Source organism: Aeromonas sobria (assembly GCF_000820145.1).
GTDB lineage: Bacteria > Pseudomonadota > Gammaproteobacteria > Enterobacterales > Aeromonadaceae > Aeromonas > Aeromonas sobria.
In genome coordinates this window covers 201338-213883 of the sequence record NZ_CDBW01000045.1, presented here as the reverse complement: position 1 = coordinate 213883, position 12546 = coordinate 201338, and the positions used below count along the sequence as shown (strand labels likewise).

The following is a 12546-nucleotide window of genomic DNA, read 5'->3' as shown; positions in this document are numbered from 1 at the left end:
TTCAGCGGCTCAATGAATTGCTGAAATAAACTGTTCGACTTCTTATTGCTAAGAAATCGTCTTGGTCACTTCACCAGACATTGAAAATCAAAAATTAATTTTGATGCTCGATGCTGTGAGTGCCCACACAGATTGCTTGATTCAAATTGTTAAAGAGCGACGCAACAGTTCGTTGCTGCGGGAGTGGAATTCTACTCAACCGCCTTCTCGAGTCAAGCCTTATTTTCAAAGGCTTTTCGAGGTTACCGACCGGGTTGTTTGCGTTGCCGCTTGCCCTGTCGATGTGGCGCATTATAGGGAGCAGAATATTTCTGGCAAGCAAGAATTGCATGTTTTTTTGAAAAAACCACACAGGCGTTCAAACAACAAACAATGCGTGGAATATTTGAACTAAATCACAGTTTAAAAGGCTAACCGCACCAGAGGGGATGCTGCTTCAACCCATGTAAGCGGACTCGGTTTGTTGACGCGCCAGCCAAAGATCCTCCATCTCTAGCAAGGTTTGATAGATTTTTTCCGCCTGCTCAGGTCGGCTGAACAGATAACCTTGTCCATATAAGTGGATATCGGTCAGAGAACGCAACACATCAAGTTGCGCCTGGGTCTCGATCCCTTCACAGACCAGACTCTTGCCCAGCATGGATCCCAAGCGGCAAATGTTGGCCACCAACTCGGATGCCTCTATAGAGGTGTCAATGCCCTGAATAAACGATCGGTCAATCTTCACTTTGCTGACCGGCAGTTTTTGCAGATAGCTCAATGATGAGTAGCCAGTACCAAAGTCATCCAGTGCCAGCAGTACTCCCTGCTGGGTAAGGTCTTGCATAAGTTGCAGAGAGTTCTTCACTTCCCGCATGGTGGTATCTTCGGTTACTTCCAATACCAGACTCCGGGCGGGCAAGTGATGCTCCATCAATGCCTTGGCTACCAGTTTGAGCAAATTACGCTGGTACATGCCCGGGGAAATATTGACGCACATCTGCAGGTCCACCAAGCCAAGCTGATGCCACTGCGAAAGTTGTTGGCACGCAGTATTTAACACCCAGCTACCGACTCTTTCTGCAAGCTGAAACTCTTCTGCCACCATGATCACCTCATTAGGGGGAATAAACCCCAACTCAGGGTGACGCCAACGCAATAGGGCTTCGACCGCTTCACAGCGACCATTTTCAAGATTGACTATTGGCTGGTAATAGAGCTCCATGGCGTTATGCTCTAACGCCATGATCATGTCCGAGGCTAGGTGCTTGCGGCGAGCTGTCTCGTTTAGCAAAGAGTTATCGTAGATGACATAAGGTACTTGAGTCTTGCGACTATGAAACAGCGCTTGCTCTGCATGGCTCAACAACTCTTGAGTTTTGTTGCTGTCCATCGGATAAAATGCAATCCCGACCCCCGCCTCTAGCCGGAATGGATAGTTGTCATACACGATATCCTGCTTGAGCGTATTCTGTAAGCGAGCAACCAACTCCCGAACCTGGCGCAGATCACTGCTGCCACGCTGAATAATAGCAAACTGGTCACCCCCCAAGCGGCCACTCCACTCTCCCTCCCCACACAATGCTCTTATTCGATTGGCGAACTCATTGAGCAAGTAATCACCAGTGTCATAGCCGAACTTACTGTTGATATCCCTGAAATCGTTGATATCAATCAACACCAGCCCAAACGGCACGTCTTGAGTCGTGCACAGCTCCATCCGCTCCAACAAAGCAAGTCGGTTGGGCAATCCGGTCAGCGGATCCTGCCTTGCCGCTCTAAAATGACGACGCCCTTCATATATAAGCAGGATACTGAGCAACAGAACCGAGACAATCAGACCCGACACCATCAGTAGCAAGGCGTTGCGCAACTGACCAAAATAGCGATCGTTATCTGAATAGATGTTGATGTTCTTTTGCATCACAGAGGCAAGTGAGTAGGAAAGCGGCTCTTGAAGAGGTTCCAGCCGCATCATGATTTGCTGATAATCGCTGACGCCAGCTTTAAGGGTAGTGATATCGGGTTCAATATTGCGGATATTGCTTTCTATCAATTGAACCAGTCGTAAGGTCTTCTGCTTGTCCTCCATGCTTTTGCGCAACTGGCCGCTCAACAAAATGGGCGTTCTACTCCAGAGGATGTCATAGCGCAGCATCAAGGCATCGTGATCGATGCCACCGTAGTGATACACCCTAACGGCAGTAAGGAAGCGCCCAAGCTCCAATTGCAACTGCATCAACGCCCAGGAAACATCGTAGGTGTATTTCTCCATCGCTCTGGTGGTGTTCTGGATCTGCATCAGGCAGTAGAGCGTGCTCCCGGTAAACGACAGGATGGAAATATACAGAATGACGATCAGTGGCCAAGTTCTGGTCTTTCCTTTCATCCGATGCTCCTGTTGCGTGCTGCTTAGCGCTGGATGTCTATTGAATCAAGCTGCCAGATCATCATGTCAGTGTATTCAGAGCGCTTCAGTTCCGGATACTGATCGAGAGGGAGCATAAACCAAATCGGTCCCTTATCGCGCACTCGCATGACTACCCCATCATCTTGCCATGCCAAAATAGGATCATACTTAGCGACCTTTTCCCACTCGATACTGATCTGGAAACTGTTCAATGCTGTCAGGATAACAGTTTTACCACTAGCCCCAACCGAAGCCAACAGGTCCGCCAGCTTGGGTCCTCTATATCGGTGCGGTTTATCGACCCAAGGATTGCCGGTCACCACTTCATGCTGTGGCAGCGCCTGCAGCTTGACTAGGTCAAACAGTACCTTGCCATCCACCTCATCTGTCGACTTTATATCGCCGCTGACTTTCAGGATCACCGGTCCGGTGAGCGCCTCTGCTGAGGCCGTTGGCATGATGACCAATGAAAGAAGCAGGGCAATGCAACCAAAAACGTTCATGTTCTCTCCCAAAAATGTGCTGTCTCAACAGACTCAGTTTAGCCAGATATAAAAAAACGGCTCGCCTAGGGCGAGCCGTTTCTCAAACAGAGCCGGGATGATGATTACATCATGCCCATGCCGCCCATACCACCCATGTCAGGCATGGCTGGCGTATCTTTCTTCGGCATCTCGGTGATCATGCACTCGGTGGTGATCATCAAACCGGCGATGGAAGAGGCAAACTGCAGGGCTGAACGGGTCACCTTGGTCGGATCCAGGATACCCATGGCCAGCATGTCACCATACTGTTCGGTGTAAGCGTTGTAACCGAAGTTGCCTTCACCGTTCTTCACTGCGTTGGCAATGACGGAGGCTTCTTCACCGGCGTTGATCACGATCTGACGCAGCGGAGCTTCCATGGCACGCAAGGCAACCTTGATACCCACGTTTTGGTCTTCGTTGTCGCCACGCAGGCCAACCAGCTTGGCAGCAACGCGCACCAGCGCAACACCACCACCGGCAACCACACCCTCTTCAACAGCAGCGCGAGTTGCGTGCAGGGCATCGTCAACACGGGCTTTCTTCTCTTTCATCTCGACTTCAGTGGCAGCACCAACCTTGATGACCGCAACACCACCGGCCAACTTGGCCACGCGCTCTTGCAGCTTCTCACGGTCGTAATCAGAAGACGTATCTTCGATTTGCTGACGGATCTGGGCAACACGGCCTTCGATCACGGTTGCATCACCCACGCCATCGATGATGGTGGTGTTCTCTTTGGTGATGACGATGCGCTTGGCACGACCCAGATCTTCCAGAGTCGCTTTTTCCAGCTCCATGCCCACTTCTTCAGAGATCACGGTACCACCGGTCAGTACGGCGATGTCCTGCAGCATGGCCTTGCGACGATCACCAAAGCCCGGAGCCTTGACGGCTGCGACTTTCACGATACCGCGCATGGTGTTGACCACCAAGGTAGCCAGTGCTTCACCTTCAACATCTTCAGCAACGATCAACAGCGGCTTGCCAGCTTTGGCAACACCTTCCAGCACCGGCAGCATTTCGCGGATGTTGGATACTTTCTTGTCAACCAGCAGGATGAACGGGTCGTCCAGTTCAACGGAACCAGTCTCTTGCTTGTTGATGAAATAAGGGGACAGATAGCCGCGATCGAACTGCATGCCTTCTACCACAGCCAGTTCATCGTCCAGACCCTGGCCATCTTCAACAGTGATGACACCATCACGGCCGACTTTGTCCATGGCTTCAGCAATCAACTTGCCTACTTTCTCGTCGGAGTTGGCAGAGATGGTGCCTACCTGAGCGATGGCGTTGCTGTCAGCGCAAGGCTGGGACAGCGCTTGCAGCTCGGCAACAGCAGCCACAACGGCTTTGTCGATACCGCGCTTCAGATCCATCGGGTTCATGCCAGCCGCGACGGCTTTCAGGCCTTCATTGACGATGGCTTGAGCCAGAACGGTTGCAGTAGTAGTACCGTCACCCGCAGCGTCGTTAGCCTTGGAAGCAACTTCCTTGACCATCTGGGCGCCCATGTTCTGGAACTTGTCTTCCAGCTCGATTTCGCGCGCAACGGAAACACCATCTTTAGTGATGGTCGGGGCGCCGAAGGACTTGTCCAGCACCACGTTGCGGCCTTTCGGGCCCAGGGTGACCTTGACCGCATCGGCCAGGATGTTTACGCCTTCCAGCATCTTGATGCGGGCTTCGTTACCAAACTTAACGTCTTTAGCTGCCATTTTTCTTCAATCCTTAAATCAATTCGGGGAAAAAGGAGGATGGATTACGCTTCGACAATCGCCAGGATGTCGGTTTCGGAGAGGATCAGTACATCCTGACCATCCAGCTTTTCGGTCTTTACGCCGTAGCCTTCGTTGAAGATAACCTTGTCACCCACCTTCACTGCCAGCGCTTTGACTTCGCCATTATCCAGGATGCGACCAGTCCCCACGGCAAGCACTTCACCACGGGTGGACTTCTGGGCCGCGGTACCCGTCAAAACGATACCACCGGCGGATTTGGCTTCAGCTTCGATGCGCTTGATGATGACGCGGTCGTGCAGCGGACGAATTTTCATCGATAACTCTCCCAAAATGAGTCTTATTGTTGCTTTGAGGAATGGCCGTTTCTGACCAAATTAGATATGGCACTGATGTGGGGCAAAGTAGCTAACCCTTCAAGGGCAAATACAAAAAAAATATTTTCACGTACTATGAAGCTCTTCGATTGTTCGCCCGTGTCCTCACCATGGATAAAAGCCGGATTCATCCCATCGCTGCCATGCCTGAATCCTCAAAGCCAGATACAGAGACTCGCCATTGACCCGCACTAATCCCATGCTGACAGCTCCTATCCCTGTCGTACTGCGCCAAATGACGGGCCCGATGATCTTCGGCATCATCGCCATTCTGGCGTTCAACCTGGTCGATACCTTTTTTATCGGCATGCTGGGTACTCAGGCGCTGGCCGCCATCAGCTTTACCTTTCCGGTGACCTTTGTGGTCACTTCGCTCGCGATGGGATTGGGGGCCGGGCTATCTGCGGTGATCGGCCATACCCTGGGGCAAGGCAAGCACGATGAGGCCGCCCATCTCGCCACCGACAGTCTGTTTCTGGCGGTGATCATGGTGGCCCTGCTCTCCGTGGGCGGCGCACTCACCATCAAACCGCTGTTTACCCTGCTGGGTGCCAGTGCCGAGCTTATCTCCCTTATCCATGACTACATGCTGATCTGGTATCTGACCGTGCCCATGCTGGTATTGCCCATGGTGGGCAATGCCGCTATCCGCGCGACTGGGGATACCAAGACCCCTAGCGTGGTGATGGCGGTGGCCGGGTTGGTCAACGGGGTGCTGGATCCCTTGCTGATCTTCGGCATAGGTCCGTTTCCCGAATGGGGGATCCGCGGGGCGGCCATTGCCACCTCTATTTCCTGGCTGATGGCGATGCTGGTCAGCCTCTATATCTTGCGCCATCGAGAAGGTTTACTGCTGTGGCGCCTCTCTGCTCGACCCAGACTGTTTCAGCACTGGCGCGCACTGCTTCATGTCGCAGTACCGGCATCCTTTACCAATATGCTCAACCCCTTGGCCAATGCGGTGCTGATGACCTTTTTCGCCGGCCTTGGCACCGAAGTAGTGGCCGCCTACGGCGCGGCCTCGCGAGTCGAAGCGCTGCTGCTGATCGTGATGATGGCCCTTGCCTCCGTGCTTGCCCCTTTCATCTCGCAAAACTGCGGGGCGGGTAACCCGGCCCGCGCCAAGGCTGCGTTGCAAAGCTGTATGGGTTTTGCGTTGCTGTTCCAGCTCGCCATCTATGGCCTGACCTGGTTGCTTGCTCCCTTTATTGCCAGGCTGTTCAGCGAGCAGCCACAGGTGGTGCGCTTGATCACTCTTTACTTGCATCTGGTGCCGATCGGTTACGGCTTTCAGGGGATGGTGATGCTGTTAGCTTCTGCGCTCAATGGCGTGCGGGCATCAAGCATCTCGTTCTTGTTCAATGGGCTGCGACTGTTTGGTTTCCTGTTGCCAGGGGCATGGCTGGGGGCAAAACTGGGGGGAGAACAGGGGATCTATCTGGGAATATTGTTGGCCAATCTGGCGGCGGGCTCCCTCGCCTGGTGGTATGCCCGACACCGCTTCGAGGCGCTGTGTCATCAGGGTCAACCCTGATCCGTTACAGCACCGGTTCCATTCACTGATTACTCTTTGCGTTCGAATTCACCTTCAATGGTGGTGCCGCCCTGCTTGGGTTGCACCCGAGGTTCTTCAGATGAAGGCTGGCCAAACGGCGACTGCACTCCCTGATTAACCCCCCCCATCTGCATCCGGAACGGGTTGCTGCCGATCAGCTTGTCGGCCAGCTTGTTGCGCAGCCAGGGTTGCAACAGCAACACACCCACGAAGTCAGTCACAAAGCCCGGAATGATCAGCAGCAAGCCGGCCAGCGCCAACATCATGCCACCCATCACCTCACGGCCTGGCATCTCGCCCATCTGCATCTTCTGTTGAGCGCTGAACAGGGTTTTGATCCCTTCATTACGTACCAGAGACGATCCCAACACCGCGGTCAGGATGAGCAAGCCGACGGTCGGCAGTGCGCCAATCACGGAGCCGACCTCGATCATCACGGTGAGCTCCAATACCACCAGTCCCACCAACAACAGAAACAACTTGCCCATATCCACTCCAATACCAGTAAATTGAGAAACAGCGGGGCCCGTCAAACAGCAGTCCATCGGTGACGTTTCTGCCGCTTCACCCCCACTATCTACCCTGAATAAATGGGGGCTATCCCCCCCTTTTCAAGCTCTTCAACTGACACCTACGTCATCAGTAATCTAAAAAATCAGCAAATTCTAAAAAAAGTTCATAAAAAACATAACCATGTGCAGCTCGCAACATATGTATGCGTTCATCAAAGTAATTTGAAAATGACTCAAATTTAGTGATCTAGCTCTAATAACCGATACCTCAATTGGAGTAGAATATTGATTAGTTTTTCGGGAGGTCATTCTCCCTACCGCCCCACTCGATGTGTGGTGCTTCAGGATGAGCTGTGCGCAAGGAACTCGCGACCACTCGGTGAGGATTTTTCCATTTATCTGATTTCTGAGGCATTACAATGAGCGACATCAAGAACGTCCGCATTGAAGAAGACCTGCTGGGCACCAAAGAAGTTTCCAATGATCTCTACTACGGTGTGCACACCCTGCGCGCTGTCGAGAACTTCAAGATCAGCTCTCAGAAGATTTCTGACGTTCCGGAATTCGTCCGCGGTATGGTCCTGACCAAGAAAGCGGCTGCGCTGGCAAACGGTGAACTGGGTACCATCCGTCCTGAAATTGCTGACAAGATCGTGGAAGCCTGCGACCTGATGCTGAACACCGGCAAATGCTTCGACCAGTTCCCGGTCGACGTTTACCAGGGTGGTGCCGGCACTTCCGTCAACATGAACACCAACGAAGTACTGGCCAACATCGCCCTGGAAATCATGGGTCTGGAAAAAGGCAACTACGACGTTATCAACCCGAATGACCACGTCAACAAGTGCCAATCCACCAACGACGCCTACCCAACCGGTTTCCGCGTTGCCGTGGTGAACAGCACTGATGTGACCCTGCATGCACTGGAGCATCTGATCGCCGCATTCGATGCCAAAGCAGCAGAGTTCAAGAACATTCTGAAAATGGGTCGTACCCAGCTGCAGGATGCAGTTCCGATGACCCTGGGTCAGGAATTCCATGCTTTTGCCGTTACCCTGCGTGAAGAGATCAAGTCCATCAAGCGTTGCCAGGAGCTGCTGCTGGAAGTGAACCTGGGCGCCACTGCCATTGGTACCGGTCTGAACACCCCGCCAGAGTACTCTGCCCTCGCCATCAAGCGTCTGGCCGAGATCACTGGCCGTGCTTATGTGCCGGCAGAAGATCTGATCGAAGCGACCTCTGACTGTGGCGCTTATGTGATGTTGCACGGCGCGGTCAAGCGTCTGGCCATGAAGCTCTCCAAGATCTGTAACGACCTGCGTCTGCTCTCCTCTGGCCCGCGCACTGCACTGAAAGAGATCAACCTGCCGGAAATGCAGGCGGGTTCCTCCATCATGCCGGCCAAGGTCAACCCGGTTATTCCGGAAGTGGTCAACCAGTCCTGCTTCAAGGTATTCGGTAACGACATCACCATCACCTTCGCCGCCGAAGCCGGTCAGCTGCAGCTGAACGTCATGGAGCCAGTGATTGGTCAGGCGATGTTCGAATCCCTGAGCCTGATGGAGAAAGCCTGTATCTCCCTGCGCGAGAAGTGCGTGGAAGGGATCACCGCTAACCCGGAAATCTGCATGAACCACGTACTGAACTCCATCGGTATCGTGACCTACCTGAACCCCTTCATCGGTCACCACGAAGGTGACATCGTCGGTAAGATCTGTGCCCAGACCGGCAAGAACGTCCGCGAAGTCGTTCTGGAGCGCGGCCTGCTGAGCGCCGAGCAACTGGACGAAATTCTCTCCATCGAGAACTTGATGAACCCGCAATACAAAGCCAAGCGTTTCACCCGCGAAGCCACCGTATAACGCGAGTATGGGCCGGGATCTTCCCGGCCCATTAAAGTCAGTTCCCGATTGGTCTTTATCCCCAGCCCGATCGGGAATTGGCTTTTTGCCAAATAAAAACCAAAAACTAAATAAATGGAGTTATCGCTATGATTTTAATCGAGTTACTTGTGGTGCTCGGCGCCATCTATCTGGGGGCGAGGATAGGCAGCATCGGCATCGGCTTTGCCGGTGGTCTGGGGGTTCTGGTACTGACCTGGGGTCTGGGCATGCCCATCCCGAGTGATCAACTGGTGAGCTACATCCCTTGGGATGTAATCATGATCATCATGTCTGTTATCTGCGCCATCGCCTGTATGCAACTGGCTGGCGGGATGGACTATCTGGTCTCCCTGGCAGAGAAAGCTCTGCGTAAAAACCCCAAATACATCACCTTCGCCGCACCGATCGTCACCTATCTGATGACCATGCTGGCGGGTACCGGCCATACTGCTTTTTCCACTCTGCCAGTTATCGCTGAAGTGGCCAAAGAGCAAGGGATCCGCCCATCCCGTCCGCTCTCCATCGCAGTTATCGCCTCCCAGATCGCCATCACAGCATCCCCGATCTCTGCTGCTGTGGTTGCCTTCTCCGGCATGCTGGAGCCGTTCGGTGTTGACTACCTGACCCTGCTGGCCATCTGCATCCCGTCTACCTTCCTGGCCTGTATCATAGGCGCCTTTGTCGCCAACATGCTGGGCAAGCCGCTGGAGCAAGACGAAGTCTACCTGGATCGCAAAGCCAGAGGCCTGATCAAGCTGCGTGGCACCACCAAGCTTGAGCTGAAACCTTACGCCAAGGTTTCTGTGTGGATCTTTATTTCCGCCATCATTGCGGTTATGGCTTACGCCACCGCTATCTCCGGCAAAGTGGGCCTGATCGCCAACCCGCCGATCCCACGTGACGGTGCCATCATGGGCATCATGCTGGCCGCTGCAACCATCATGACTCTGGTGTGCAAACTGGACGCCACTCAAGTGACCAACATGCCGACCTTCAAGTCCGGTATGTCCGCCTGTATCTGCGTACTGGGTGTCGCCTGGCTGGGTAACGTCTTTGTGAAAGGCAACATGGATACCATCCAGCTGATCGCGGGCGACCTGCTGAACCAGTACTCCTGGCTGCTGGCTGTGGTGCTGTTCTTCGCCGCCATGCTGCTCTATTCACAAGGTGCCACCACCAAAGCCCTGATGCCTGCCGCACTGGCGCTGGGTGTCAGCCCGTTGACTGCGATTGCCTCTTTCGCAGCGGTGAGTGCCCTGTTCGTGCTGCCAACCTATCCAACCCTGTTGGCTGCGGTTGAAATGGATGACACTGGCTCCACCCGTATCGGCAAGGCGGTATTTAACCACCCCTTCTTTGTACCTGGTGTCGCTACCATTGCTTGCGCCGTCGCGCTGGGCTTCTTCTTCGGCGGTATCATGCTCTAATCGCATCGAGCCCCGAGCGCCAAACAAAAATCCCCGCCAAGTGGCGGGGATTTTTTTATCGCTGCACATAGAGAAGCTGACACTTTGGATGGCACTGCTAGATAGCTATCCAACCATCACAGTGATGATGCCTCAGTAGCCCTGTAAGCGCCTCTGGTGCATCCCATGGCTCATGCTCATCATCACATCCACCGCGCCATCAAGGTGCAGGATCCTGCGGATCAGACCGGATCCAGGGTATCCAGCGGCCAGCGTGGCACCGCCTTGACTGCCAGCGGTTCAAACACCCCCGCTTTCAATCGTTGCATACCTGCATACGCGATCATGGCGCCATTGTCGGTGCAGTATTCAGTACGCGGATAGAACACCTCGCCATGGAGGCTCTCCATCAGCTCTGCCAGCTGGGCACGCAAGTGACGGTTGGCACTGACACCACCGGCCACCACCAGACGTTTAAGACCGGTCTCCTGCAAGGCACGACGGCACTTGATCGACAGGGTGTCGACCACCGCATCTTCAAATGCACGGGCAATATCGGCACGGGTCTGCTCATCGTCACCATTGGCGGCAATGGTATTCGCCGCAAAGGTCTTGAGCCCGGAGAAGCTCATATCAAGCCCGGGGCGATCCGTCATGGGCCGTGGAAACTTGAAGCGCCCGGTGGTGCCCTTTTCGGCCAGACGGGAGAGCAGCGGGCCGCCCGGGTAGTCCAGCCCCATCAGCTTGGCGGTCTTGTCGAACGCTTCGCCAGCGGCATCGTCGATGGATTCCCCCAGCAACTGATAGCTGCCGATACCATCAACCCGCACCAACATGGAGTGGCCACCGGAAACCAGCAGCGCCACGAAGGGGAACGCGGGGGCCCGCTCTTCCAGCATCGGGGCCAACAGATGGCCTTCCATATGATGGACGGCGATCGCCGGCTTGTCCCACGCCATCGCCAGCGAGCGGCCAATGGTTGCCCCCACCAGAATGGCACCGACCAGGCCAGGACCCGCGGTATAGGCGATGCCGTCAATGTCATCTTTACCCAGTCCCGCCTCTTGCAATGCGGCCTGGATCAACGGGATCGTCTTGCGAACATGATCCCGGCTGGCGAGCTCGGGGACCACGCCACCGTAATCCGCATGCAGCTTGACCTGGCTGTATAACTGATGGGAAAGGATCCCTTTTTGATCATCGAAGATCGCGATCCCGGTTTCGTCACAGGATGTCTCTATGCCCAATACACGCATTGCTAAAAAATTTCACTGCTAAAATGAGACGGCTATGGTAACCTTCGCGGGTTTTTTAAACCAGAGCGATCTCTGCGGGTTTACTTTCATTCCCTGTCCAGAGTATAATTTCGCACCATTTTAAGTCATGCTGATCGATTGAAGGTCAGCTAACAATTTATCACTGAGGTGAAAGGCACATGCCAGTAATCAAAGTCCGTGAAAATGAGCCGTTTGACGTTGCTCTGCGTCGCTTCAAGCGTTCTTGCGAAAAGGCCGGTATCCTGTCCGAAGTTCGTAGCCGTGAGTTCTACGAGAAACCGACTACCATTCGTAAGCGCGCTAAAGCGTCTGCTGTTAAGCGTCACGCCAAAAAGCTGTCTCGCGAAAACGCACGTCGTATCCGCCTGTACTAATCAGGAGTCAATGCCGTGTCTCTGAAGGATCAACTCAAGGATCAACAAAAACTCGCCATGCTTGCCAGAGATAAGGCTCGCTTGGGGACGATCCGTTTGTTGATGGCAGAAATCAAGCAACGTGAAGTTGATACCCGTATCGAGCTCAATGATGAGGATATCCTCGCTGTCGTGACCAAAATGGTCAAACAGCGCCGTGATTCCATCAGCCAGTTTGAAGCTGCCGGTCGCCAGGATCTCGCCGACAAAGAGTCCGCCGAGATTGTTGTACTGCAGGAATTCCTGCCACAACAGCTGACCGCTGATCAAATTGCCGCACTGATTGAGCAAGCCATCACTGAAAGTGGTGCTGCCGTCATGGCTGATATGGGCAAAGTCATGGCTGTCTTGAAGCCGAAAATTCAGGGGCGTGCCGATGTCGGCGCCGTCAGTGCTCAGGTGAAAACCCGCTTGGCGTAACAGGCAACTCTCTTGTTTAGTAGAAGAAGCCGTGCTTCCCTTGGAATGCGC

General features: G+C 53.9%; 12 protein-coding genes. 6 read left to right on the top strand and 6 right to left on the bottom strand.

All coding sequences use genetic code 11. The features are described from left to right. Positions 1–61: 61 nt before the first annotated feature. Complete coding sequence (locus tag BN1135_RS22290) at positions 62–394, top strand: hypothetical protein (RefSeq protein WP_189987101.1); 333 nt, start codon at positions 62–64, stop codon at positions 392–394. Positions 395–436: 42 nt separating this feature from the next. Here BN1135_RS22290 and BN1135_RS20525 read toward each other — a convergent pair whose 3' ends face one another. The 4 genes from BN1135_RS20525 to BN1135_RS20510 form a co-directional block, all read right to left on the bottom strand. Beyond that, positions 437–2368: a putative bifunctional diguanylate cyclase/phosphodiesterase gene (locus BN1135_RS20525; RefSeq protein WP_042024450.1), complete on the bottom strand. Its 1932-nt coding sequence runs from the start codon at positions 2366–2368 to the stop codon at positions 437–439. Positions 2369–2391: 23 nt separating this feature from the next. Next, the gene (locus tag BN1135_RS20520; protein WP_042024447.1) at positions 2392–2892 is read right to left on the bottom strand and encodes a putative pterin-binding protein; all 501 of its coding nucleotides are present in this window, start codon (positions 2890–2892) and stop codon (positions 2392–2394) included. Positions 2893–2996: 104 nt separating this feature from the next. Next, positions 2997–4631, bottom strand: coding sequence for a chaperonin GroEL (gene groL, locus BN1135_RS20515; RefSeq protein ID WP_042024445.1), 1635 nt, complete (start codon positions 4629–4631; stop codon positions 2997–2999). 44 nt (positions 4632–4675) lie between these two features. Next, positions 4676–4969, bottom strand: coding sequence for a co-chaperone GroES (locus BN1135_RS20510; RefSeq protein ID WP_033136012.1), 294 nt, complete (start codon positions 4967–4969; stop codon positions 4676–4678). A gap of 259 nt (positions 4970–5228) precedes the next feature. Here BN1135_RS20510 and BN1135_RS20505 point away from each other — a divergent pair, with 259 nt between their 5' ends. Further along, positions 5229–6563: an MATE family efflux transporter gene (locus BN1135_RS20505; RefSeq protein ID WP_223290171.1), complete on the top strand. Its 1335-nt coding sequence runs from the start codon at positions 5229–5231 to the stop codon at positions 6561–6563. Between the two features lie 29 nt (positions 6564–6592). On the opposite strand, the gene BN1135_RS20500 is transcribed toward BN1135_RS20505, so the two are convergent. Beyond that, a complete protein-coding gene (locus BN1135_RS20500) occupies positions 6593–7072 on the bottom strand; it encodes an FxsA family protein (RefSeq protein WP_042024437.1) in 480 nt (159 codons plus the stop codon). A 443-nt stretch (positions 7073–7515) separates the two neighbouring features. On the opposite strand from BN1135_RS20500, the gene aspA reads away from it, so the two are divergent. Together aspA and BN1135_RS20490 are read left to right on the top strand one after the other, a co-directional pair. Beyond that, positions 7516–8958 carry an aspartate ammonia-lyase gene (gene aspA / locus BN1135_RS20495; protein WP_042024435.1) on the top strand — a complete coding sequence of 481 codons (1443 nt, stop codon included), beginning with the start codon at positions 7516–7518 and terminating at the stop codon, positions 8956–8958. Between the two features lie 128 nt (positions 8959–9086). Next, the gene (locus BN1135_RS20490) at positions 9087–10406 is read left to right on the top strand and encodes an anaerobic C4-dicarboxylate transporter (protein WP_042024432.1); all 1320 of its coding nucleotides are present in this window, start codon (positions 9087–9089) and stop codon (positions 10404–10406) included. Positions 10407–10627: 221 nt separating this feature from the next. On the opposite strand, the gene tsaD is transcribed toward BN1135_RS20490, so the two are convergent. Continuing rightward, the gene (gene tsaD / locus BN1135_RS20485) at positions 10628–11641 is read right to left on the bottom strand and encodes a tRNA (adenosine(37)-N6)-threonylcarbamoyltransferase complex transferase subunit TsaD (protein ID WP_042024430.1); all 1014 of its coding nucleotides are present in this window, start codon (positions 11639–11641) and stop codon (positions 10628–10630) included. A gap of 179 nt (positions 11642–11820) precedes the next feature. Here tsaD and rpsU point away from each other — a divergent pair, with 179 nt between their 5' ends. Further along, a complete protein-coding gene (rpsU, locus tag BN1135_RS21865; RefSeq protein ID WP_005309452.1) occupies positions 11821–12036 on the top strand; it encodes a 30S ribosomal protein S21 in 216 nt (71 codons plus the stop codon). A 15-nt stretch (positions 12037–12051) separates the two neighbouring features. Then, the gene (locus BN1135_RS20480) at positions 12052–12495 is read left to right on the top strand and encodes a GatB/YqeY domain-containing protein (protein ID WP_042024429.1); all 444 of its coding nucleotides are present in this window, start codon (positions 12052–12054) and stop codon (positions 12493–12495) included. The last annotated feature ends 51 nt before the right edge of the window (positions 12496–12546 follow it).

Coding starts and splice junctions, on each gene's coding strand:
- BN1135_RS20510 (WP_033136012.1), bottom strand. CDS start 4,969: ATGAAAATTCGTCCGCTGCACGACCGCGTCATCATCAAGCGCATCGAA.
- groL (WP_042024445.1), bottom strand. CDS start 4,631: ATGGCAGCTAAAGACGTTAAGTTTGGTAACGAAGCCCGCATCAAGATG.
- BN1135_RS20490 (WP_042024432.1), top strand. CDS start 9,087: ATGATTTTAATCGAGTTACTTGTGGTGCTCGGCGCCATCTATCTGGGG.
- rpsU (WP_005309452.1), top strand. CDS start 11,821: ATGCCAGTAATCAAAGTCCGTGAAAATGAGCCGTTTGACGTTGCTCTG.
- tsaD (WP_042024430.1), bottom strand. CDS start 11,641: ATGCGTGTATTGGGCATAGAGACATCCTGTGACGAAACCGGGATCGCG.
- BN1135_RS20500 (WP_042024437.1), bottom strand. CDS start 7,072: ATGGGCAAGTTGTTTCTGTTGTTGGTGGGACTGGTGGTATTGGAGCTC.
- BN1135_RS20520 (WP_042024447.1), bottom strand. CDS start 2,892: ATGAACGTTTTTGGTTGCATTGCCCTGCTTCTTTCATTGGTCATCATG.
- BN1135_RS20505 (WP_223290171.1), top strand. CDS start 5,229: ATGCTGACAGCTCCTATCCCTGTCGTACTGCGCCAAATGACGGGCCCG.
- aspA (WP_042024435.1), top strand. CDS start 7,516: ATGAGCGACATCAAGAACGTCCGCATTGAAGAAGACCTGCTGGGCACC.
- BN1135_RS20525 (WP_042024450.1), bottom strand. CDS start 2,368: ATGAAAGGAAAGACCAGAACTTGGCCACTGATCGTCATTCTGTATATT.